This is a genomic window from Paenibacillus lignilyticus (genome assembly GCF_017942085.1).
Lineage (GTDB): Bacteria > Bacillota > Bacilli > Paenibacillales > Paenibacillaceae > Paenibacillus_Z > Paenibacillus_Z lignilyticus.
In genome coordinates, this window is record NZ_JAGKSP010000005.1 from 19136 (window position 1) to 43724 (window position 24589).

Sequence of the window (24589 nt, forward strand, 5' to 3'; positions counted from 1 at the left end):
CGTGATGCAACTTTCGCGGATGTCTTCGCGTCGATAGGCATGAGGTGATTGTTATATGATGAGAAAAGCGGCAATTATTGCATTAGCCCTGCTGCTGCTGACGGCTTGCGGCCGAGTAGGAGACAGCGGCCAAACCGACGGCAGCGGTAAGAGGCAAGGGGCCGGGGATGATTTTTCGAAGGTGGCTGAACCTTACAATCCTGACCAGGCAATCGAGAATGGCGACGTTGTTAATGTGCATGGGAAGTACTCAAACTTAGAGAAATGGAATCAATTTGTGAAACACGCGAAAGAAAAACAAGCCGGCCGAATGAATGTGCGGATTACCCAATATACGATTGAAGGGGATCCGATCTTCTATGAGCTTACATACGACGGGAAGCAGATTTATTATACGTTTGACAATAGCATGGATGCCTTCGGGAGCGATCTGGGCAGACCAAGCACGACATGTGAGGGTTTGGACACGAAGCAGAACGACCAAGGACAGTCGTATATCGTGCTCACCGGCTGCGTAGATCAGAAGACGGCGGATACCTTCTACTTTGCGGCTGATGCCAAATGACGAAAGCGGTTGAAGGCGACCTCTGCATCCATTAGAATAGGAGGACATCAGCTAGAGGAAAGGCGTTATCATGTGGAAGTATACGTATTATTTATTTCGTGATCTATCTCCGGGCGTAAAGCGATTTATTGCCACGGAAAGTCTGTTTGGCATCGGGGCGGGTATCTTTAGCCTCATCCTCAATTTGCATTTGCTTGATCTGGGATTTTCCAAGGGTGCCATCGGTCAAATAACATCGCTCGGAGCGCTCACGATCGGGCTGACGAGCTTGCCGGTGGGACTGATTGTGCAGCGTGTCGGACGCAAACGAATGCTGGTTATCGGGATGCTGCTCTCCTTTATCTCGCTCGTAGTGTTCGGCTTAGGCACAAGCAGGGCGGCGGTTACAGCGGCGCAGCTCATCTGGTCGCTTGGCGTTACGGCGATCGTCAATTCGGAGATTCAACTGATCTTCCAATATTGCAAAAGCAAGAAGGAAGAGACCAACGCTTATTCATTGCTTTTTGCCGTATTTACGCTGTTCACGGGGATCGGCACGCTGCTTGGCGGGTTTCTGCCTAACTGGATTCAGGGCAGTACGACGGTATATCAATATGCTTTCTTCGCAGCGGCAGGTTGTTTTGCGCTGTCCGCGATCCTTAGAGGAATCTTGTTGCCGGCGCCTGACCAGGCAACGAATGAAGGACAAGAGGTACAGAAGGAAGATGCAAAAGGCGCTGCGGGCGGACGGCAAAAGAAGCGGCATGCGGTTTATTTTCTGCTTGCGCTCTCGCTGCTCATCTTCAATTCCGGGTTCACTTATGGATTACTCAGTCCGTTTCTGAATGTCATTCTGAAATTCCGCTTTGACATGAATGATGACACGATCTCCGGTTTGCTTGCGCTGTCCGGATTCTTCTTCTTCATCGGTTCCATCATTATGCCGTATTTCATTGAGAAGCTCGGAAGCCGTAGAAGCTTCATCGTTCTGTTTCTCTACAACATTCTGATTGTGGCGCTGATGGCCGTAGCTATACCGGCGGCGCCATTTGCGATTCTGCTCCTGCTACGCGGGACAGGCTTCACCATGCTAAACAACATCATAGACAGCGAATCGATGTCGGCCGTAGCCGAGGAAGACCGGAATTTATTTGCGGGTATGCGAACGGTATCCCGAAGCGTCGGCAATACGATTGCATCCTACTGGGCGGGGTATATTCTGGCCGGCGATCATTATTTGCTGCCTTTCGTACTGACGGCTGTAGCAACGCTGCTTGGTTTTATCGGTTATACGTGGTTTATACAAGGGATGCTGGAGCGCAGAGGGAAGAGCGATCCGGCGAGGCGCGAACCTGCTGAAGCGTAAGCGTCGAATCGTGCAAAGGCGAATTCACACTCAAACGGCAAAGGCGAATTCAAACACACAAACGGCAAAGGCGAATAATCAGCCTTTGCCGTTTATTTGTGAAGCCAGTAATTGATCCGTCTTGGACTTCATGGCCGAGACGACCATTTGTTTGTGACGAACCGCAAGGAGGAGCACTTGCGCTTGCTGCTTGCGGGATAATTGTTTGAAACGGTGATCCTCTTTCAAATAGGCACGAACGATTGCCCAACTGGAGGGGGTTAGCCGTTTCAACGCGCTCGCTGAAGCAGGATCAGCCGTGGGCGGCTTGCGCGTGAAGCGCTGGAGCCAATTCTGTAGTCGGGCACCGAGCTTCGATTCATCGACGATACAGGGTGCCGTCAATTTCTTAGTATGGTTGCGCAAATACTCATAGCGGTCATTGCCGAGTAAAATGCGGTATTGGCCATCCTTGCGGTCCTTCTGCACGACGATGAGATGCAGGCCATCCCACATCAAATGGCGCAAATACCGAAGGCGGGCGGTCATGCCGACAGGCAAGCCGGGTTTGATTTTGCTCAACGGGATGTAGCGGACTGTGAAACGCATCATGATCCCCTCCCTTATTGGAGGATATGGGGAGTATCCGTTGTCCTAGTCCTCGCAAAAGCGTGCTTACTTGCCTTTGCGAGACAAAGCGGCAAGTGCGTTCCATTGGTCATCCGTGACATCCGCAAGTCCGTTGAATTGGCCTGCACCTTGCAGCCATTCTCCGCCGTCGATGGTCACGACCTCGCCGTTGATGTAGCCGGCGTAGTCGGAAATCAGATAAGCGGCGAGATTGGCGAGCTCGATCGGATCGCCGACTCGCCCGAGCGGAATACGCCCGAGCAGGCGCTGCTCAATCTCCGGCGTCGGCATCAAGCGCGACCAGGCGCCTTCGGTTGGAAAAGGCCCCGGTGCAATGGCCACCTGCCGAATGCCATGCGGTGCCCATTCGGCGGCAAGCGAGCGGGTGAGCGCCAGCACGCCGGCTTTCGCCGCTGCAGATGGCACAACGTAGCCGGATCCGCTGGAAGAGGAAGCGTAGGTGGTCACGATGTTGAGCATCGTCCCGGCTCTTCCTTGCGCAATCCAGCGTTTGCCCAGCTCCAGCGTCGTGTAGAACGTACCGTGCAGCACGGTTCCGAGCACGGCATCGACTGCGCGATGGGAGAGGCGCTCGGTCGGGCTGATGAAATTGCCCGCAGCATTGTTGATAAGGACATCAATATGACCGAAATGTCCTTCCACCGCGTCCATGAGCGCTTGAACGGCAGCAGGATCGCGGACATCGCAGATCTGGTAGAACACGGGTGCCGAAGCAGCCCCGCCGGAGCTCATTTCCGCACTTGCTTGTCGCAACGCTTCCTCACGGCGGCCGGCAATGGCCAGTTGAGCGCCGAGAGCAAGGAATTGTTCGCCCATCGCGCGGCCGAGGCCGGTGGCGCCGCCTGTGATAAGCACGACTTTCCCTTTCAATAAATCAGGTGCAAAAGGTCCCATAAGCCGATTCTCCTTTGTATCAGACATGCGGCAATTATGGTTATAGGTATGTCAGTAGGTCAAGCGGCATGCCTGCCAGCTCGCGCTTAGGTTACGTGGCAATCTGGCGAAGCTCCGGATAGTCCTCCAAATAACCGGCATGCTTCAGCTCAAGCAGCGCTTTGCGAATCGTGGACTCATTTTCATCGGATTGGTCGGACAGCGCGATCAGTTCATCTACGCTGGTGCTTGGATGTTCCTTGCAGTAAGTAAGCAGCCCTTTCGCCGACCAAGACAGACGATCGTCCTGAAACTCGCCAATTAAGTGCCGGAACACTTTATGGGAAATCAGTTTCTGCTCGGTAAGATCCTGCATCGCTTTAATGACCTGCTTGATGGTCATTCGACCCTTGCGGGCCATATCAGGCACGCTTAAGGAAAGCGAGTCCGACGCGCCGGAACTGAGCACGATATACGTCATTTGGGCATAAATATCGAGATTGGGCATCGAGAAAATTTCACCGGAAACCGTGAAGCTGCGCGCTGAGGCTGCAGAGGATTCTTGCGACATATTGATCTTCCTCCATTTGGCAGAATTTAAGGCATCCCTATACAATACGCGCGCGCCGTCAGGAATCAGGGGTATATGAAAAGTTTCTAACCTTATTTGCCGATACAATTTCGCGCGGCATTGTGAGCCATGCGGTGCAGCGCATTGTTCGTCTTATGACGGTGCATATGCTTGATCCTGATCTCCATATCCGGGCGCAGGGTACCTAATCGCTCCAGGATCGCATGAATATCATCTCGGACCACGGCATAGCGGGCATCGGCAAAATAAGCCTTCGTCAGCAGTCTCTCTATGGCGTGACAATCGGTGAAAACAACAGCAGATTTAGGCTTGGGCCGGAGCTGTTCCTCTGTTAAGGCACGGGCAAGCCATTCCAGGCTAAAATGAACCGCCTGCAGCTCGCCATAATCGGAGCCGAGGGCATAATCGTACTCGAGCCGCTTAGCCTGCACACGTAGGGACCGATTGAACACAAATGTGCACGCAACCGCATGAACATGCTGCTCGGAACCGGAATAGTCACAATACAGCGAAATCATGCCGGAATTCACAAGGTTTGCACGGACTGCCGGCGTTGCGTACGCTTGTCTGGTTAAAGCATCCATTGTAGAATCCATAGTGATCGAGCACCTCCTTTTGAATGGAACATAAGCCGGAAGTGGCGTTGCCGCCTTCTGCTTTTAGCATGGACACAAAAGCAGCTGAGCAAAACAATGCCGGGCAAGTACGAGTGTTTGATGATGGTCAACCCCATACCATGGATTCGATCTTAGAACAACCGGCGGTCGCATTGAACCTAACCGACTCCGATCGAAGCGAGCTAGTGATATGCGGGAGACCATTTATCTATATCAATCGGATCATATCCGCGAGAACCTATTTATTACGAGCTGCATGTGTTGCATACGATACTAACAAGCAACTAGTCATAACCGAGACAAGTAGAGAATGGTTAAAAACAAACTCTCCCATTGACCAAAATTTTCCTTGCGCATATAGTTGAGTTAATTTGATGAAGGCGAGTGATTTCCATGCAAATGCGTTTAATCCGGAGCAAGTCGGTTCGGAAGGGATAAGACAAAACATCCCTTTCGTGAACAATGCCAACTCATGGAGGGAAGAATAGATGTCGTATAGCTATTATGGAAAATTATGTACCGAGGTTTATGATTTAACGAAGCGTGTCGGTCAGTCGTTAGACGGCGATCTGGAATATTACCAAGCACGGCTAAGCTCTTGCAAAGGACGAATTCTTGAAGCGATGGTGGGTTCCGGGCGCGTCATTATTCCTCTACTGGAGGCGGGATTGCTTGTTGACGGCGTGGACTATTCACCCGAAATGCTGGAATCTTGCCGCAAACGGTGCGAAGACAGAAGTCTGACCGTGCGATTGTTCGAAGCGAATCTCGTAGAGCTTGACTTGCCCGATCGTTACGAAGCGATCATTATTCCGGGCGGTTCGTTCTTATTGATTGAGAATCGAGAGGATTCGATTGCTGCATTGAAGCGATTGTACGAACATCTGCAGCCGGGCGGACGATTGCTGCTGGATCTGTTTCTGCCGGACACTCATTTTGAAAGCGGCGGATTCAGCGGATCATCGACCTTTCATCTGCCGGATGGCGATCTGATCACGATGGAGGGCAAGCTGCTGGAAGCGAGTTTATTCGATCAATACAAAGTGTCCTTGTTAAAATACGAGAAATGGCGCAATGGTGCTTTGATCGAGACGGAGCTGCAGCGTTTTGCCTTGCGGTGGTACGGCGTGCACGAGTTTAAGCTGGTGCTGGAGAGCATCGGTTTCACGGATGTGGTCGTGTCGGCGAATTACGAATTTGGTCGAGCTCCAAGCGATGGGAAGCAGAATTATGCGTACGAGGCGATAAGGAAGTAAAGTAGAGGGCTGTTTCAGAAGCGGGATTGCGGCTTTTGGAGCAGCCTTCTTTTTATTGATTGGTGGGGGAGAAGGGGCTGAAAGCAAGGAGAGCAGAAGTTTGGTCGCCGAGTGGGTGGGGGGAGTAGCGGCGGTTTTTCGAGAGTCGGAATTGGCGACTCTCAGCGTCAGATTAGTGTGTTTTCGCGGTTGAGAGTCGGATTTTCCGACTCTCAGTGTGTGGCGAAGATGAGTATTTGGAGATTTGAAGGACGTGAGTCGGATTTTTTGCGATTCATAGAGGCTGATAGGGGGCAGTGGTGGGGGGAGGAGGCGCGAGAGTTCGATTTCGGAACTTTCAGTGCATGAAAAGTGGGATTATGCGATTGAGAGTTTGATTTTGAGACCCTCAGCTGCTGAAAGGGGGCAGTTGGTTGGTTTAGGAGACGTGAGAGTTCGATTTCGGAACTTTCAGTGCAGGAAAAGTGTGATTTTGTGGTTGAGAGTTTGATTTTGAGACCCTCAGCTGCTGAAAGGGGGCAGTTAGTTGGTTTAGGTGACGTGAGAGTTCGATTTCGGAACTTTCAGTGCAGGAAAAGTGTGATTTTGTGGTTGAGAGTTTGATTTTGAGACTCTCAGCTGCTGATAGGGGGCAGTTGGTGGGGGGATAGCGGGGAAGAGTTACGAAAGAAAGGGGGCCGTCGCCACCTTAGTCGGTTTTCATAATGTTGGCGTAGAACTGCTTCGAGGATGTGAAAAGCCCCTTGAGTGCGGCGTGCAGCTGTTTCTTGTCGCGCGAAGTAAGCGCGGCGAGAATGGCGGAGCGCTGTTTGACGCTGTTTTCTTTGGCGCCGGGTACGCGGAGCAGCTTTAGGCTCGTTTCTCGCCTAAGATGGATGCTCATTTGCATCAGCTTGTTGAAAATTCGATTGTCGGAGCGTTCGCCGATGCGAAGGTCGAAATCATCCAGCAGCTGGAGAAATGCATCGGCATCCATATGAACCGATGCGGACATATGAGCGAGCTTCTTATCAAGCAGAGCAAGCTCCTCCTCGGTGAGCTGTCCGGCGGCTGACAGGTATACCTCGGTTTCGATCAGCTGCCGCGCAGCATAAACTTCATCGAGATTATGCTTCTCGCGATGAAACATCCAAGCAATCGTATCCGATGGAATCGGCTCCTCCTGCTTATTCACAAAGCTGCCTTCACCCGCTTTAATGGTGATCAGGCCGATGAGTGCAAGTGCGCGAAGCGCCTCGCGTACACGTCCGCGGGTAACGCTGAACCGCTCGGCCAGCTCGCGTTCGTTAGGCAGCTGCGCGCCAGGCTCGAGGTGACCGTTCGTAATGAGTTGAGCGATCTGCTCCATAATTTGTTCGGTAACCGTTAGTCGTTTGACGGGTTCAATCTGTATCATGAAAGGTAGTCTCCTTAGGCTGCACATGGAATTAAAAATTAAGATTGATGGATGATCATGGTTCATGATACTCTGGTCTCGTGGTACTACCAGAGAACCGATCTGAAAAAAGCTTAACACGAAACAGAAACCGAGTAAAGAAGAGCCATTTCGTCATCCAGCCATCTAGTCACTTATCCAGCTGTCCATCCATTTAGCCTTCCATCGAGCTATCCAGTCTCTCAATCTTCCAGCCATCCAGTCTCCCAGTCTTCCATCAATCCATCAATCCATCAATCCATCAATCCATCAATCGTGGTACTACCAGAGTACCGCCCAATACTAGTCGATCAGCTGAAAGGTGATGACAAAGTGACGACAACTTTAAGAGGCATTACATGGAACCATAGCAGAGGTTATGTGCCGAAGGTGGCGACCGCGCAGCGTTTTATGGAAACGCATCCGGGCGTGGAGATCAAATGGGAAAAGAGATCACTGCAAGAGTTCGCCGATGCGCCGATCGAGCGGCTGGCCGAGCAATATGACCTGCTCATTATCGATCACCCTTGGGCAGGCTTTGCAGCGGATAAAGGAATATTGGTACCGCTCGAGCAGCATGTGTCCGCCGATTTTCTGGCCGATCAAGCGCAGCATACGGTTGGCCGCTCACATGAAAGCTACCTCTTCGATGGCGTGCAGACAGCATTCGCTGTAGATGCGGCAACTCCGGTAGCTTCTTATCGGCAAGACTTACTTGCTGCTGCAAACGAAAATGTACCGCAGACTTGGGATGAGCTGCTTGCATTAGCGAGGAAAGGCCGGGTTGCTTTTGCGGGGATTTCCGTCGATACGTTGATGAATTTCTACATGCTCTGTGTCACGCAGGGGGAAGAGCCTTGCAGCAACAACGGTGATCAAGTAGTGAGCGAAGAAACCGGTGTTCGAGCACTCGAGCTGCTGCGTGAGCTGACGCTTCTGTGTACAACTGAAATGTTGAATTGGAATCCCATCCGAGTGTACGAGGCCATGTCCTCAGGAGATCGCATCGCTTATTGCCCGTTCGCTTATGGCTACTCGAATTACGCTCGCGCGGGGTATGCGCGGCATTTGCTTCATTTTGCCGATATGGTGTCGCTCGGTGCTCATGGGCCGCTTCGGTCCACGCTTGGCGGCACCGGAATTGGCGTCTCGGCACGATGCGCCAATATGGAGTTAGCGGTTGAATATGCTGCCTATATGGCTAGTCCGGAGATCCAGCGAACGCTGTTCGCCGAGAACGGAGGCCAGCCCGGACACCGCGCCGCTTGGGTCGATGAGGAGCTGAATCGGCGGACGAACGGGTATTTTCAGGCAACATTGCCGGCACTGGACCGCGCCTACTTGAGGCCGCGATACAGCGGATATTTGGAATTCCAAGATCATGCGGGCGATGCGGTACGGGACTATATCATTTCCGGCGGGCGGCCGCAGGCAGTGCTTGCGCGCCTTAATGAGTTTTATCGGTTATCCGGAATGGAGGCGGCGAAGTGAAACCATTAGAGGGACTGCTGGTTTTGGATTTCAGTCAGTTTCTGGCTGGCCCGTCGGCCGCGCTGCGGCTTGGTGATATGGGTGCGCGGGTCATCAAGATTGAGAGGCCGGGGACCGGTGAACTGAACCGGCAGCTGTCGATCAAGAATCAGATGGTGGACGGCGACAGTATGCTTTTTCATACGATTAATCGGGGAAAAGAGAGCTATGCGGCGAATTTGAAGGACAGCGAGGATGCAGCAAGTGTAAAGGCGCTGATCGCGCAAGCGGATGTGCTTATTGAAAATTTTCGGCCGGGGACCATGGAGAAGCTAGGTTTTGGTTATGATGCGGTCAAGGAACTGAACAGCGGCATCGTCTATGCCACCGTGACCGGTTATGGGCAGGAAGGACCGTGGCGGGATAAGCCCGGGCAAGATTTGCTCATTCAATCATTATCGGGACTCGCATGGCTAAACGGAAATGCGGATCAGCCGCCGGTACCTTTTGGACTCGCGGTCGCGGACATGTTCGCCGGGGCTCATTTGGTGCAAGGAATTTTAGCCTGTCTGGTGCGCCGTGGCCGAACCGGCCAAGGCGGGCGTGTGGAAGTCAGCCTTCTGGAATCCGCGCTGGATCTTCAGTTCGAGGTACTGACGACACACTTGAACGATGGCGGAGAGCTGCCGCAGCGAAGTGCGGTGAACAATGCACATGCGTACTTAGGCGCACCTTATGGCATTTATGAAACGAAGAATGGCTATTTAGCCCTCGCGATGGGATCGGTTATAAGGCTGGGCGAGCTATTGGCGTGCGAAGCACTTGCAGCGTACCAAGATCCCAAATCATGGTTTACGCAGCGAGATGAAATTAAACAAATCCTCGTCGATCATCTACAAACGCGCACTACCGATGAGTGGCTTCAAATATTGGAGCCGGCTGATTATTGGTGCGCGGATGTGCTGACGTGGAAGCGATTGTTCGCTCATGACGGATTTAAAGCGCTAGGTATGGTGCAAGACGTAGGACGGGAAGATGGCGCCCGCCGACTTCGCACGACGCGTTGTCCGATTCGTATCAATGGCGAGCGGCTATTCGATACGAATGCGGCGCCGAAGGTCGGGGAGCACAATGCGTCAATCGAGCAGGAGTTTAAGCTGCGCGATGCGCAGCCGTCGGTGGGACAACATCAGCCTGACGGAGGCGAGAGAATTTGATCGACTTCAGAGGGAAAAGCGGGACCGAGCAAGGTGCGATCATGCATCAACGCCCATTGGAAGGAATGCTCGTCCTTGATTTTGGGCAGTTTCTGTCTGCTCCTTCCGCAGCGCTCAGGCTGGCTGATCTGGGCGCGCGCGTGATCAAGGTGGAGCGGGCAGGAAGCGGGGACATCTGCCGCAGATTGTATATTTCCAATATGGAGCTGGATGGAGACAGCACGCTATTCCATTCTATCAACCGAAATAAAGAGAGCTTCGCTGCCGATCTTCGCGATCCGGCCGATGCGGCTGAAGTGCATGCACTCATCCGGCAGGCGGATGTGTTCATTCAGAACTTTCGCCCAGGCGTTATGGAGCGGCTGGGCCTTCATTACGAGGCCGTCAAGGCGATTAATCCAGCCATCGTCTATGGAGAAATTACAGGCTACGGGAACGAAGGTCCTTGGGCAGGCAAGCCGGGTCAAGATCTGCTCGTGCAGTCGATGTCCGGATTGACGAATGAAGGGGGGACCCGTTGCGGAGCGCCGCCCATGACGCTCGGGCTGGCGGTCACGGATATGATTGCCGGCGCGCATCTGGTTCAAGGTGTGTTGAGCTGCCTGGTGCGAAGAGGCTTGACCGGAGTCGGAGCGAGAGTCGAGGTCAGTTTGCTGGAATCGGCGCTCGATCTGCAAGTAGATTCGCTGACCGCGTATATGAATCGCGATGACGACAAGGCTCATTCGCAATTCCAGCCGTATTCCCGGCTGCTGCCGCAACGGCAATCCATGCCTGAAGCCCAATCCTCCTGCTTCCCCATGCCTGACAATGGCATCTATGCCACGAGCGACGGCTACGTCACCGTGCAGCCGCGGGAGCAAGAAGCAGCTATCGCAGACCATGAATCGCATGATGCAAATGCCGCAAACCCGGCATCCCTCCTGCTCGCCACCAACACCAAGACAACGCAGCAGTTATCCGCAGCGCTGGAGCCCGCCGGATACGAGGTCGCACAGGTGCTGAATTGGCGGCAGCTGCTGGAGGAGGAGCATTTTAAAAGGCTGAATATGGTGCAATCCATCACGCGCGGCAACGGAACAACGATGCGGACTACATGCTGCCCGATCCGCATAGACGGTATGCAGTTTCGCTCGGAGAAAGGCTCGCCGAAGGTCGGCGAGGATACAGCAGCAATCCGGAAGCAGCTGATTGGTCCAACAATTTAAGGAGGATGACTCCCGAAGATGATGAGAATCGACGCGCACCAACACTTTTGGCATTTGGAGAAGGTCGCTTACCCGTGGCTGGATCCTGCATTCGGCACGATTTGCCGGACGATCGAAGCGCCTGAGCTGGAACCGCTCCTAAAGGAAGCGGGCATTGATAAGACCGTCATCGTGCAAGCGATGAACAGCTATGAGGATACGGAATATATGCTGCAAGTGGCGGAGGAGTTTGACTGGGTGGCCGCGGTCGTAGGCTGGGTACCGCTTAACATCCCGGAAATCGCGGATAAAAAGCTAAAGCAATTCAAGCAGAATCCATATTTCAAAGGCGTTCGTCACTTAATTCACGAGGAGAAGGACCCTGATTATATCATTCGCGATTCAGTCATTGAGGGTCTGCGCGTGCTCGCCTCATATGACCTCACGTTCGATCTCGTGGCGGTGTTCCCGGATCATCTCAAACATGCTCCTCGACTGGCGAAAGAAGTACCGAACCTCAGAATCGTTATCGATCATCTGGCCAAACCGCCGATTAAGGACAAATTAATGGGCGAGTGGGCGGAGCAGCTTGCACGCGCCGCGCAGTTCGAGAATATCTTCGCCAAAGTGTCGGGGCTGAATACGGCCGCAGACCACGACAACTGGTCGGCTGAGGATTTGCAGCCGTACATCGATTATGCCAAGGAGCAGTTCGGTGCGGACCGCCTCATGTTCGGCAGCGACTGGCCTGTTGCCAATTTGGCCGGTGATTACGGCAAAGTGTGGAGCGAAACGAATCGCGCCATCGCCGCTTATTCGGAAGCGGAGCGGGATGCGATCCTCGGCGGAACTGCGGCGAAATTTTATCAAATCAAATCATAGGGGGCTCTGCGAGAATGCAGCGATATGGCAGCGTAATCCATGTAAAACCTGAGATGCTGGAGGAATACAAACGTCTGCATGCAGCCGTTTGGCCCGATGTGTTGAAGCGAATGAAGGAGAGTCATATTCAGAACTATTCGATCTACTACAAGGACGGCTGGCTGTTTAGCTATTTCGAATATAACGGTGACGATTACGAGAAAGATATGGCGCTGATCGCCTCCGACGAGACGACGCAGCGTTGGTGGGACGTATGCAAGCCATGCCAGCAGCCGCTCGCCACAAGGCGCGAAGGCGAATGGTGGGCGGACATGGAGGAAGTATTTCATCTCGACTAACACGACTAAGGAGTGACCACGATGAAAAGTATATTTTACGACGATTACGAGATAGGGGCTGTAAGAAACACATTCGGACGCACGATCACGGAGACGGATATCGTGCTGCATGCCGGTCAAACCGGTGATTTCTATCCGCATCACATGGATGCTGAATGGTGCAAAACGCAGCCGTTCGGCCAGCGAATCGCACATGGAACGCTGGTGTTCAGTGTCGGTGTCGGGATGTCCGCGGGTGAACTGAATCCGGAAGCATTCTCCTATGGCTACGACAAGCTGCGTTTCACCAAACCGGTGTTTATCGGCGATACGATCTCGGTGCGCATCACCATCTCGGAGAAACGGGATTATCCGAAACGTCAGGAATACGGCGTCGTTGTGGAACGTGTGGAGGTCATCAATCAGAATAAGGAAACCGTGCTGGTCTGTGACCACCTGCTGCTGGTGAACAGAAATAAGCCGGATTCCCAAGAAACGTAGCGGACTAGCGGAAACGATTGACCATCTGCCAGACAAAATAGTATGGTAAGCTTGCAGCACCATCAGAGGGGCTAGGAGGCTTCTGCATGTTCAACGTCATGATTGTTGAAGACGAAATGTTGGTACGTTTAGGGTTCAAAAACTCCGTGCAATGGGACAACTACGGCATGACCGTATGCGCAGATGCAGCCAATGGCAGGGAGGCTTGGGAATATTACACCAATAGCGTGCGTCCGGACGTCATCATTACCGACCTTCGCATGCCGATCATGGGCGGGATCGAGCTCATCAAGAAAATTCGCGACCAGGATGCGCAGACGCGTATCGTGATTTTGTCGTGCATGGAGGATTTCGATTTAATTCGCCAGGCGATGCAGCTTGGAATCTCCAGTTATATTTTGAAGCTGACGATGACGGAGGAGGAGATCCATAATGTCCTGATGCGTGTGCGCGAGGAGCTCGGCACACAGATGACGCTCGGTACATCCAAAGGGATTATCCGCAATCCGGATCTGCTGAAGGAAAACATTATCAAGAACTTCGTCTTCTACCATCTCTATTCCAAAGACGAGTTCGTTCATCATATCGATCAATTGAAGCTGCGGCTGAATCCGGAGCGTCTCATCGTTGCGATGATGGAAATCGATCATTTCGAGCTGGTGCAGACAAAATTCAACGATGAGAAGGGCGAGCTCATTCGCGTTACCTTCCTGAATGTCTTGAACGAGCTGCTCGTACAGTCGCAGCGCGGAGAAGTCGTGTCCGATGAAGACAAACGGTATCTCTTCATCTTCAGCTTCCGCGATATTGCGAGCGAATATCAAATTCGCGAGGAAATGATCGGGATCATGACCCAGATCCAGAAGGTGCTGGGGCGATTCTTCAACATATCGGCAACGTTCGGCGTGAGCGGCATGAAGAGCGGATATGCTTCGCTGCACACGCTGTACAAAGAAAGCGAGCGAGCGGTTGCGCAGAAATTTTTCTATGGCACGGAGCGATTGCTGTTCCTCGGCGATGGGGATACCGACGCGACAGAGGAACTCGTGCGCAGGAAGCTGCAGCAGTTTCATGAGAAATGGTCGATGATCGAAGAAGCGGCGCAGAAGGATGTGGAAGCCATCGTGCAATCCTTCCTCACATCCGGTCGGCTGAGCCATGAACAGGATATTAGGAAGCTGTTCGTCCGGCTGCTGCATTGTCCCTCTGTCACCGCCTCGCTTAGCGAGTCCGAGGTATCGGCGCTTGTCTCCGCCTACGGGGAAGAGATGCAGAAATGCGAGACGCTGGATGAAGCAGCGACAGCCTATAGCAAATTTCTGACCGAAATCATTTCAAGAGGCGGCATTAAGAAGCAGCTGAGCAAAGACATTGCGCGCTCCGTTAGGTTCATTCAAGAACGTTTCCACGAGGATATCTCGCTGCAGCAAATTGCGCAGTACTTGGAATTGACACCGAACTACTTAAGCGTGCTGTTCAAGAAAGAGCTGCAAATGAACTTCTCCGAATATCTCAACCGCATTCGCTTGGAGAAAGCGAAGGAGCTGCTGCTCGGCACCAATCTCAGATCGTACGAGGTGGCGCAGCAGGTCGGGTTTACCGACGACAGCTATTTCAGCCGCGCCTTCAAGAAGCACACCGGCGTCAGGCCGAACGGCTTCCGCAGATTGTGGATCAATGATTGGACAGGCACGGCGGAGGCGGAGGACAAATGATTGCAAAAGCAGCGAAGTTCAAGTTTCGACTCTCCGGCATCTCGCTCAAAGCACAGCTGATATTCTCCTTTATGGCCGTTACTCTGCTTGTCCTGTCCGTCAGCTCCTATTACAGTTACAAGAAAACGCTGGACATCTTCCAAACCAGAACACAGGAAACCACTTTATCGCAATTTCGTCAGATTGAAATGAATACGCTTACTTTGCTCCATGAGGTCGATAAGCTGTCGAAGACGTTCCTCATGGAAACCAAAGTCCAGTCGTTTCTGCAAAGCGACAAGCTTTCGCATCTCGAATTCATTGCAATGGAACGCGACATTATGGATCGGATTAATCAATATTTAACGACTTATAATTATTTGGATTCGGTGTATATCTTCGCTGAGAACGGCACGGTTATCGGGGGAACGCTCTCGCAGAATCAGAGCACGGCGGAGGTAGGCAAGAATTATCCTTTCTACCGCACCTCGCTGTACGAGCAAGTGAAATCCAGCTTCCCCCAAACGATCTGGACCGGCGGATTGGAGACGATCGATTTTATGCGCAGCTCGATTCCCGACGGGCTGTCCAATTCCAGAGTGATCTCCTCCCTTCGCGGCGTCAGATGGATCGGCGGCAGCCAAATGAGCGCAGAGCTCGTCTTTAATGTGAATGAGCGGTATTTCAATTCCAGCTACGGAAGTCTGCAGAGCACGCCCGGCGGCTCCATGCACATCATCGACCGCTATGGCAAAGTGATCTCAAGCACGATCGAGGAGACGATTGATCAGCCGTATCCGTTCAACACGAAGCTCGCGCCGGAGCATGCGTTTGGCAGCTTCGCGGGCAGTCGAGCCGGAACGCATGAGCAAATCATTTATTATCGGATGAAAGAAACCGGATGGACCTTAGTGAATGAGGTGCCTACCGAGCTGTATACAAGAGATATTAGCCAAATCGGGCGTTTTACCGCCGCGGTATTCCTGCTGTCTCTTATTCTGATCGTCGTCTTCGCCTCCTTATGGATGGACCGCATTATGAAATCGCTGCATCAGCTCATTAAAGGGATGAAGAACGTCGGTCGAGGGAATCTCGGTATGACGCTGCCGCAAGCGTCGAATAAAGAAATCGGCCTGCTGATTGAGCAGTTCAACAGCATGTCTACCGGGATTCTGGAGCTGATGAATCAGAATGAGGAGACAGAGAAGACGAAGCGCCAGCTCGAGATTGAAGCGCTCCAATCCCAGATTAACCCGCATTTCCTGTACAACACGCTCAATACGGTGAAGTGGATGGCGGCCATCGCCAAAGCGCCAAACATTATGGAGTGCATGACCAGCCTCGGCAATATGCTGAGACCGATTTATTATGATCCGTCGCCATTATGGTCGATCAAAGAGGAAATAGCATTCGTCCAGAACTATATCAACATTATGAATTTCAGGTACGGCGAGGAAATGAGGTTCGAATTTGACGTGCCGGAACAGCTGCTGCAATGCCAAACGCTTCGCTTCATGATCCAGCCCTCCATCGAGAATGCGCTTATTCATGGCGAAATGCATAAAGGAGTCATTCAGATCTCCGTCTCCGAGCATGGCGGCGATTTGTTGGTAGTCGTTCACGACACCTGCGGCGGCATGGCAGCAGATAAAGTGATCGAGGTCAACCGGAAGATCCAGTCCCAATTGAACGGCGATCGGACATCGAAAGGGATCGGGCTGAACAATGTCAACAAACGGATCAGGCTGCATTTTGGCGAACGATACGGCATTGAAGTGCAAAGCAAGGAAGGGGTCGAAACGAAAGTGTTTATGACCATTCCCGCCATTTACGACAGTGCGGCTTCGTGACGACCGGAAGCGCCAACCAACAACCAACGGACCGATCAACCTCACCGATTATTACTGGAGGCGAACAGCTTGAAGCCGATAAATAGGCCGCGAATCTTGTTGACGATGACGATCCTGCTTGCCTTGCTGACCGGTTGCAGCGGAACCGGCGAACCGCAGCAGCAATCGCAAGATATACAGACGGAAGACAACAACAATGCCGTCGTGCCGGCCAAACAGCCGGTTACGCTTAAGGTACAGCTGAACAGCGTAGGGAAAGATTTCGAGCATACCGAAGTTTATAACGAAATTGCGAGACAGACCGGCGTCACGATGAATCTTGAGTTGTATGATGAGCAGAAATTCAAGGTGGAGCTCGCCGGCGGGGATCTGCCGGATATTATTCAGGTACCGAATAAGAACATTAAAGAGCTTATTGAGGGCAATAACATCATTCCGCTGGATGAGCTGCTGAAGACGAATGGGCCGGATTTGCAGCTCCCGGTGTATGAGAAGAGCTTCGCGTATATCCGGAAATTCTGGAGCGACAACACGAACAAGCTGTATATGGTTCCGGTCCAAATCGGCACGAGCGATTTTGGCTTCGAGCAGCAGGTCGGGTTTAATGTGCGCTGGGATTATTACAAGGAGCTCGGATATCCGAAGATCACGTCCATTGATGATATGGTGAATATGCTGGCCGATATGGTTCAGCGGCATGGTACCACGAAGGATGGCAAGAAAGTGTATGGGGTCAGCATGTGGAACGACTGGTCGACATGGGGCGTTCGAAGCATGGGGCTGATAACCGGAAACGGCATGTTCAATACCAATTCGACGCAGCTGGTCAATAGTTATACGGATGCGGCTCACAGTGAGATTTGGGACACCGCCATGTTTATGTATAAGGCGCAGCAGAAAGGGATTTTGGACCCGGATGCGTTTACAGCCAAATATAACGACATCGTAGCCAAAGCATCGGAGGGGACCCTGATTTCGGCGGTCGCGACATGGCCGTTTACGCGTATCAACGCGGAGCTGCTGAAGGAAGGACCGGATAAAGGGTTTGTTACGATTCCGCTGGACTGGGGATTCACGAATGTCGGTGGCACGACGGTAGCGGGCTGGAGCGATCGCGCTTTCGCCATTTCGGCGAACTGCAAGTATCCGGAGCGGGCGATGGACCTTATTAATTTCCTCGTGTCCGAGCAAGGCTCGCGGCTGATTGCCAGCGGCATCGAAGGGGTACATTGGACGTACGTGGACGGGAAACCGGCTATGAAACCGGAGACGGTCACGCTCGCGGCTGCCGGCGGAGACAGCTGGAAGAAGACAGGGATCGGCATGATCGCCAACCAGCAAGGGCTTGCCGATTATACGAAGCTCAGCGACGGAGGCATTGTCAATCTGTTCAATACGCCTGCAGTATTCGCGACCAAGGTGAATGCGCTGAACAAGGATTATGACGAATACTACGATGTCTCCTACCCGGCGGAGGCATACAAACGGCTCGTGGATCAAGGGAAAGTGAAAACGCTGTCCCATATGCCGCTCGATGTGCTGAGTGCAATGCCTACGCCACCGGATGACATCAAACGAATACAGACCAAGCTGGATGAGCTGCTCGTGAAAGGGATGCCGATTATCGTGCTGGGGTCCAAGTCCGACGAAGACTTCAAAGTCCACCAACAGGAATTAATAGACGAATTAATAGACGCAGGCGCAGATACCTATTTCGACTGGTATAAACGTTCGTATGAGGAAACAAAGGCACAGCTTGTCACCGAATAACCCCTGCTTCTCTATGTAATATCTATCCAGGCTCTTCCAAAGCAGCGTTCAGCTGCCGCGGGGGAGCCTATTTTAGTCCAAAAATCGTAGAAAACTTCATATTTACGCCGTTAGCGATTTCTTATACTGAGGATAGAAAAAGAGATGGAGTGATAAGAGAGATGAAATGGAAAGCAAGCCGAGTCACATTGTTTCTGATGGTTATCCCGTTTATCCTTCTGGTGTTCGTCTTCAACTACATTCCATTGTTCGGATGGGTGTACGCCTTCTACGACTACAAACCAGGCATTCCGCTCTCGCAGACGCCGTTTGTCGGACTGAAGTTCTTCCGCTGGGCGATCGAGGAGAAAGAGGATCTATTCCGTGTTTTAACCAATACGCTCGCACTCAGTTTATTATCCATTCTGGCTTCACCGCTATCGGTTATCTTCGCGATCATGCTTAACGAGCTGAACAGCAAGCGCTTTCGGAAAGTCGTGCAGACATTGACAACGCTGCCGAATTTCATTAGCTGGATCATCGTGTACTCGCTGGCCTTCTTCATGTTCTCCTCCGGCGGCTTGCTCAATGAAGTCTTAATGAGACTCCACATCATCGATGAACCGACGACCGTGCTTGGCAATTCCGCTGCGACATGGTGGTTCCAGACCGGCGTGACGATCTGGAAGAGCTTAGGCTGGGGAGCCATTATCTACTTGGCCGCGATAGCAGGCATCGATCCTGAGCTGTACGATGCCGCGAAGGTAGATGGAGCCGGCAGGTTTCAACGCATTATGGCGATCACGGTTCCGGGAATTATGCCAACCTTCTTCGTCCTTCTGCTGCTCAACATTGCCAGCGTCCTATCTAACGGAGCCTCGGGCTTCGAGCAAAACTTCGTCTTCTACAATTCCCTTGTAGCAGACCGGATCGAGGCACTTGATTACTACGTCTACCGCGTCGGGATTACGACAGGCGACATCTCCTTCGGTACGGCAATCGGAATTGCCAAATCCATTATCAGCATTCTGCTGTTGTTCTCGATGAATGCACTGTCCAAGAAAATAAGAGGCCATTCGGTATTCTAGCTGGAGGTAATGACGACCAATGAAAAAAGATTCTTCCAACCTATTCGATATCTTCAACTACACCGTTCAAATCCTATTTACTCTCATGTGCATATACCCGTTCTACTATATCTTGATTTATTCGTTCAGCGATCCGCAGCAGGCGCTCAAAGGCGTGTTTCTAGTCCCGAGGGGGCTGTCAATCGTCAACTATACGACGATCTTCAAACTCGATAATATGCTTCATTCGTTCGGCATATCCGTGCTGCGTACGGTTATCGGAACTGCGCTTACCATCGCATGCTGCACATGGTTTGCTTATGCCGTGACGAAGAACGAGCTGTATCTGCGCAAATATATTTATCGCTTCCTTGTCATTACAATGTATTTCAACGCCGGTCTGATTCCGTGGTACATCACGATGAAGGAGCTCGGTTTGAAAAATAACTTCTTGCTCTACATTCTGCCTGGTGCAGTTGTCGCTTATTATGTGGTCCTGCTGAAGACGTTCATTGAGCAGCTGCCGCAAGCGCTGGAAGAGTCCGCCATGATCGACGGCGCCGGTCATTTTAAAATCTTCACGAATGTCATCTTCCCGCTCTCGATGCCAATTGTCGCCACCATTGCCGTATTCGCTTCGGTGGGGCAGTGGAATACCTGGTATGACAACTACTTCCTCGTCTCAAGTGATAATCTGCAGACGCTGCAGCTGATTCTGTACAATTATTTGACCGACGCGCAGCGCATTGTGGCAAGCAGCAACATGCAGGATTTAAATCGCGGCCTGGCTTCCAAAATATCGCCGGATTCGATTCGCATCACGATTACGATGGTCGTCACGCTGCCGGTTATGCTGGTGTACCCGTTCTTGCAGCGTTATTTTGTCAAGGGACTCATGCTGGGTGCGATCAAAGGGTAATTCAGGATGCAATAGCTCATAGAGGCTATCATCATAGAACTTAAATTCGGGAGGTCATGGTATGAAGGGGAACAAAGCATTACGCGGCAAGGCAGCAATGATGCTGGCCGCTATGCTGGTTGTATTGTCGGGCTGCGGTGGAAACTCATCGAATAATGCGAACAATACAGCTGCGACGAATGCACCTGCAGCGAACGAAACGGCAACTAACACAGAAGCAACAACGAACAACGCCGCAGCTACAGATGATGCAGCCGCGACCAATGAGTCGACAGAGCCTGCCAAAGCGCCTGTTACGTTGAAGGTTCAAGTAAACAGCACGACAAAGGACTTTGAGAACACCGAGGTATACAACGAAATTACGAAACAAACGGGCGTTACGATGGATCTCGAAACGTTCGATGAAGAGAAATTCAAAGTACAGCTCGCAGGCGGCGATTTGCCGGATATCATTCAAGTGAAGAACGTCGGAACGACTTATTTGAAGCAGCTGATCGAAGGGAAAAACATCATTCCGCTGGACGATTTGGTAGCTTCGAACGGACCTGACATCCAGAAGCCGATCTTCGAGAAAAGTATCGCGTACAGCAAGAAGTTCTGGAGCAATGACACCGGTCAACTGTATGTCGTTCCGGTTCAAATCGGTAACGCGGGCTGGGGCTTCGACCAACAAATCGGCTTTAACGTTCGTTGGGATTACTACAAGGAGCTTGGCTATCCGGAAGTGAAAAATATCGATGACATGGTAAACATCCTGGCTGATATGGTCGCGAAGCACCCGAAATCCCCGGATGGCAAGAAAGTATACGGTACGGCCATTTGGAATGACTGGGGCACTTGGGGCCTTAGCGGTATGGGACTTCTGACAAACCCTGGCGACCCTGTCGTCAATAATTACACGGATGTGCCGAAGAGCAGCTTCTGGTCCACATCGGAGTTCTTGTACAAAGCGAAACAAAAAGGCATCCTCGATCCGGATGCATTCACGGCTAAATACGAAGATCTCGTAACGAAGGCTTCCCAAGGTACACTGCTTAATGCGATCGCAACATGGCCGTTCCAAGCAGCGAACGGTGAGCTTCTGAAAGAAGGTCCGGACAAAGGTTTCGTGACGATTCCGCTGGATTGGGGTTTTGCATGGACCGGCGGCTCGACAATCGCAGGCTGGGGCGACCGTGCTTGGGCGATTACGTCGAACTGTAAAGATCCGGCGCGCGCTATGGATTTGATCAACTTCCTATCCTCTGAGCAAGGTTCCCGTCTGATCGAAAGCGGCGTTCAAGGCGTTCACTGGGATGTGGTAGACGGCAAACCGCAAATGAAGCCGGAAGTTGTAGCACTGGCAGCAGCGGGCGGCGACCCTTGGAAGAAAACGGGCATTAACATGATGGCGAACCAACAAGGTCTCTCCGACAATACGGTTCTGAGCGACGGCTTCCCGGTCAACCTGTTCAACTCGCCTGAAGTGTATGCAACGAAGCTCAACTCGCTTAACAAAGATTATTCCGAGCACTATGGCGTTGCTTATCCTGCCGCAGCATACAAGAAGTATGCCGATGAAGGCAAAGTAAAAACGCTTGATGTCATTCCGCAAGACGTGCAGGCTGCAATGGCTCCGCCGCCGGAAGATATCAAACGGATTCAAACGAAGCTGGATGACCTGATTACGAAAGGCATTCCGGATATCGTCCTGCATGCGAAGAACGATGAAGATTACAAAGCAAGACAGCAGAAGCTGATCGATAAGCTGAACGAAGCTGGCGCTGAGGAGTTCTACCAATGGCAGCTGAAAGCTTTCGACGAGGCAAAAGCAAAATTTGAATAAGCGGCTTATGCTGGCTTAAAACATGCAGCGCCGGACAGAGGATTCAACTTGTCCGGCGCCTGTGTTTTTTGCCGTTTCCAGAGAGGGGACGAACATGGGGATTGGCAGACAGGAACTGAACGGGGCATGGAAGCTGCGCGGAGCGGACGGACAGCGCGGTGCGGTGAAGACGCATCACCTATTTGAAACGGATGCCGCAAAGTGGATGGACGCAACCGTCCCGAGCGAAGTCCACCTCGAGTTAATGAAGCAAGGACTGATTGAGGAACCGACGGAAGGACTGAACGCCTTGTCCGCTCGGTGGGTGGGGGAGAATCTCTGGAGCTACAGAAGAAGCTTCGCGGCTTCCGAGGAAGCGATCAGCAATCATGCTTGGTTGATTTTCGAAGGGCTGGATTATCATGCGAAAATTTATCTGAACGAAGAGCTGATCGGCGAGCACGCCAATTTCTATCGTCCATGCAAGGTAGCCGTGACCGGTAAGCTGCGCAAGGAGAACTTGCTCGTCATCGTACTCGACAGCGGATTACATATGGCTGGGAACAAATCCATCGAAGGCTACTATGAGAACTCGCAGGACCATGAGCTCCATAAGCGGATTTGGCTTCGCAAGCCGCAAAGCTCATTTGGCTGGGACTGGTCAACGCGCCTTGTAAATGTTGGCATTCATAAGCCTGTTGCGCTTGAATGGGCGACAAGCGTGCGGCTCGATGATGTTGTAGTGTTGTCTGAGGTCAATGAAACGATGGATGAAGCGGTAGTGACTGTTCGCGCATTCGTAGAGGGCTGCGGGGAGAATCCCGTATCAGGTAAATTGACGGTTCGAATCGGCGAGGAAACGAGTGCCGTTCAGTCGTTTGACTATACGATTGAACCGGGTATGCAGCGGCTCGAAGCGAAGTGCACGGTAGCGAAGCCGAAGCTGTGGTGGCCGGCAGGTCATGGGGAGCAGCATCTGGCTAGTGTAGAGGTCGAACTTCATGCTGCGGACGAGCTTGCCGGGAAACGCTCGAAGCGAATAGGATTCCGCAAGCTGCGGATCAACCAAGATCCGCATCCGTCCGGAGGCAGCTATTTCTATCTGGAGGTCAACGATCGTCCGGTGTTCGCCAAAGGCGCGAATGCGATCCCGCCGGATATGATATTTCAACGCGCAGACCGTGCTCGATACGAAGGGCTGATCAGCCGTGCGCTGGAAGCGAACTTCAATTTCCTGCGCGTTTGGGGCGGCGGCATCTACGAAACGGATGACTTCTACGAGTCGTGCGATGATCATGGCATTATGGTCTGGCAGGACTTTGTGTTCGCCTGCGCGGACTATCCGGTGACGGATGCTTCATTCATGAGCAACGTGAAGCAGGAAGCCATCCATAATGTTCGGCGGCTTGCGCATCATCCGAGCCTCGTGATGTACTGCGGAAACAATGAGAACGAGTGGCATACTTTCTACCGGGAAGAAGGCATTATCTATCCGGACTATGCCCTCTACCATCATATTCTTCCGCGCATCGTGCAGGAGGAGGACCCTGGCAGGTATTATCAGCCGAGCAGCCCGTTCTCGCCGGATCATCAGTATCCGAACGCGAATGATCGCGGTGATCAACATCCATGGACGGTTGGTTTTGAAAATAACGATTTCCGTGATTATCGCGAGATGATCTGCCGATTCCCGAATGAAGGCGGCATTCTGGGTACGACAAGTCTGCCTGCCACGAATGCCTGTCTGCCTGAGGGCGGAGGATCCGTGCTCTCCTATGCTTGGCAGCAGCATGATAACGCGGTAGATTCTTGGTTTGCGTTATCGGCACCGGATAAGCAGATCAGCGATTGGATCGGGCTTGATCCGCGCAGCATGTCTATTGAGCAGTTCGTCTATTATGGCGGCTTGATTCAAGGGGAGGGCTTGCGGGAGTATATCGATAATTTCCGGCGGCGCATGTTCGACTGCGCATCGGCGATCTTCTGGATGTTCAATGATTGTTGGCCGGCGACGCGCAGCTGGACAGTCGTCGATTATTATTTGAACCGAACCCCTGCGTTCTATCCGGTAAAGCGGGCTTTCCAGCCGATTTCCGTCGTGGCAGCCAAGGAGGGGCAGACGGTTCGCATATTCGGCATTAACGAAACCGAACAGACATGGGTCGGGGAGCTGCAGGTCGGTTTGTTCCGATTCTCCGGCGCGTATGTAATGGATGAGCGTCTGAAAGTGGAATTGCCGCCGAATACGTCGGTATGCGTGATGGAATTCAGCGATGCGCAGTGGGAAGAAGCGGGCATTTCCGATACGGCTGTTTTCGCAAGGCTGCTGAATGAGCAAGAGGACACAGTGGCGCGGAATCGGCTCATTTTGCCTCGATTTGTGGAGATGAGATGGGATAAACCGCATATTGAAGTGGTTAGAGAGGATTCATATGCGGTGTTCCGCAGTGACGTCTTTGCATGGGGCGTTTGCATCGATTTGGATGGAACCGAGCCGCTTTCGGATAACTTCTTCGATATCTGGCCGGGGATGGCTTATCGGATTCCGTGGCCGGAGGATCGGGCACTGCCGGCTGTCCGGTATGTAGGCAATTTAGTTGAATAATGTGGTGTTGGGCGGGAGTGCGCGAACGGTGCGTA

General features: G+C 52.3%; 22 protein-coding genes. 17 read left to right on the forward strand and 5 right to left on the reverse strand.

What is annotated here, in order from left to right; genetic code table 11:
* Positions 1-55: 55 nt before the first annotated feature.
* Complete coding sequence (locus tag I8J30_RS14035; protein ID WP_210658620.1) at positions 56-565, forward strand: DUF4362 domain-containing protein; 510 nt, start codon at positions 56-58, stop codon at positions 563-565.
* Between the two features lie 70 nt (positions 566-635).
* Positions 636-1910, forward strand: coding sequence for an MFS transporter (locus I8J30_RS14040; protein ID WP_210658622.1), 1275 nt, complete (start codon positions 636-638; stop codon positions 1908-1910).
* Between the two features lie 78 nt (positions 1911-1988).
* On the opposite strand, the gene I8J30_RS14045 is transcribed toward I8J30_RS14040, so the two are convergent.
* The 4 genes from I8J30_RS14045 to I8J30_RS14060 all read right to left on the reverse strand — a co-directional run bounded on the left by I8J30_RS14045 (position 1989) and on the right by I8J30_RS14060 (position 4601).
* The gene (locus I8J30_RS14045) at positions 1989-2501 is read right to left on the reverse strand and encodes a hypothetical protein (RefSeq protein WP_210658623.1); all 513 of its coding nucleotides are present in this window, start codon (positions 2499-2501) and stop codon (positions 1989-1991) included.
* A gap of 63 nt (positions 2502-2564) precedes the next feature.
* A complete protein-coding gene (locus I8J30_RS14050) occupies positions 2565-3434 on the reverse strand; it encodes an SDR family oxidoreductase (protein WP_210658625.1) in 870 nt (289 codons plus the stop codon).
* Positions 3435-3525: 91 nt separating this feature from the next.
* Complete coding sequence (locus tag I8J30_RS14055) at positions 3526-3984, reverse strand: hypothetical protein (protein WP_210658627.1); 459 nt, start codon at positions 3982-3984, stop codon at positions 3526-3528.
* A 92-nt stretch (positions 3985-4076) separates the two neighbouring features.
* Positions 4077-4601, reverse strand: a complete 525-nt coding sequence (locus I8J30_RS14060; RefSeq protein ID WP_210658629.1) for a hypothetical protein — start codon at positions 4599-4601, stop codon at positions 4077-4079.
* A 68-nt stretch (positions 4602-4669) separates the two neighbouring features.
* On the opposite strand from I8J30_RS14060, the gene I8J30_RS34220 reads away from it, so the two are divergent.
* Positions 4670-4987, forward strand: a complete 318-nt coding sequence (locus I8J30_RS34220) for a winged helix-turn-helix domain-containing protein (protein WP_420831229.1) — start codon at positions 4670-4672, stop codon at positions 4985-4987.
* A 123-nt stretch (positions 4988-5110) separates the two neighbouring features.
* Positions 5111-5878 carry a class I SAM-dependent methyltransferase gene (locus tag I8J30_RS14070; protein WP_210658633.1) on the forward strand — a complete coding sequence of 256 codons (768 nt, stop codon included), beginning with the start codon at positions 5111-5113 and terminating at the stop codon, positions 5876-5878.
* Positions 5879-6566: 688 nt separating this feature from the next.
* Here the strand turns inward: I8J30_RS14070 and I8J30_RS14075 are convergent.
* Positions 6567-7274, reverse strand: a complete 708-nt coding sequence (locus I8J30_RS14075; RefSeq protein WP_210658635.1) for a FadR/GntR family transcriptional regulator — start codon at positions 7272-7274, stop codon at positions 6567-6569.
* Between the two features lie 351 nt (positions 7275-7625).
* Here I8J30_RS14075 and I8J30_RS14080 point away from each other — a divergent pair, with 351 nt between their 5' ends.
* From I8J30_RS14080 to I8J30_RS14140, 13 genes are all read left to right on the forward strand, one after another.
* A complete protein-coding gene (locus tag I8J30_RS14080; RefSeq protein WP_210658637.1) occupies positions 7626-8783 on the forward strand; it encodes an ABC transporter substrate-binding protein in 1158 nt (385 codons plus the stop codon).
* Entirely contained in the window at positions 8780-9979 is a 1200-nt protein-coding gene (locus tag I8J30_RS14085; protein WP_210658639.1) for a CaiB/BaiF CoA transferase family protein, read from the forward strand. The genes I8J30_RS14080 and I8J30_RS14085 overlap by 4 nt, the downstream gene beginning before the upstream one ends.
* Positions 9976-11187 (forward strand): CaiB/BaiF CoA transferase family protein, encoded by a 1212-nt coding sequence (locus I8J30_RS14090; RefSeq protein ID WP_240548071.1) that lies wholly within the window; start codon positions 9976-9978, stop codon positions 11185-11187. The genes I8J30_RS14085 and I8J30_RS14090 overlap by 4 nt, the downstream gene beginning before the upstream one ends.
* An 18-nt stretch (positions 11188-11205) precedes the next feature.
* Positions 11206-12048: an amidohydrolase family protein gene (locus tag I8J30_RS14095; RefSeq protein WP_240548072.1), complete on the forward strand. Its 843-nt coding sequence runs from the start codon at positions 11206-11208 to the stop codon at positions 12046-12048.
* A gap of 14 nt (positions 12049-12062) precedes the next feature.
* Complete coding sequence (locus I8J30_RS14100; protein ID WP_210658641.1) at positions 12063-12386, forward strand: L-rhamnose mutarotase; 324 nt, start codon at positions 12063-12065, stop codon at positions 12384-12386.
* A gap of 21 nt (positions 12387-12407) precedes the next feature.
* Entirely contained in the window at positions 12408-12866 is a 459-nt protein-coding gene (locus I8J30_RS14105) for a MaoC family dehydratase (RefSeq protein WP_210658643.1), read from the forward strand.
* A gap of 86 nt (positions 12867-12952) precedes the next feature.
* On the forward strand, positions 12953-14581 hold the full coding sequence (locus tag I8J30_RS14110; protein ID WP_210658645.1) for a response regulator transcription factor: 1629 nt from the start codon (positions 12953-12955) through the stop codon (positions 14579-14581).
* Positions 14578-16410, forward strand: coding sequence for a cache domain-containing sensor histidine kinase (locus I8J30_RS14115; RefSeq protein WP_210658647.1), 1833 nt, complete (start codon positions 14578-14580; stop codon positions 16408-16410). The genes I8J30_RS14110 and I8J30_RS14115 overlap by 4 nt, the downstream gene beginning before the upstream one ends.
* 69 nt (positions 16411-16479) lie before the next feature.
* A complete protein-coding gene (locus tag I8J30_RS14120) occupies positions 16480-18180 on the forward strand; it encodes an extracellular solute-binding protein (protein WP_210658649.1) in 1701 nt (566 codons plus the stop codon).
* A 161-nt stretch (positions 18181-18341) separates the two neighbouring features.
* Positions 18342-19247, forward strand: a complete 906-nt coding sequence (locus I8J30_RS14125; RefSeq protein WP_091217728.1) for an ABC transporter permease subunit — start codon at positions 18342-18344, stop codon at positions 19245-19247.
* Between the two features lie 19 nt (positions 19248-19266).
* A complete protein-coding gene (locus tag I8J30_RS14130) occupies positions 19267-20145 on the forward strand; it encodes a carbohydrate ABC transporter permease (protein WP_210658652.1) in 879 nt (292 codons plus the stop codon).
* A 61-nt stretch (positions 20146-20206) separates the two neighbouring features.
* Complete coding sequence (locus I8J30_RS14135) at positions 20207-21970, forward strand: type 2 periplasmic-binding domain-containing protein (RefSeq protein WP_210658655.1); 1764 nt, start codon at positions 20207-20209, stop codon at positions 21968-21970.
* A 94-nt stretch (positions 21971-22064) separates the two neighbouring features.
* Positions 22065-24554, forward strand: a complete 2490-nt coding sequence (locus I8J30_RS14140; protein ID WP_210658657.1) for a glycoside hydrolase family 2 protein — start codon at positions 22065-22067, stop codon at positions 24552-24554.
* Positions 24555-24589: the final 35 nt, after the last annotated feature.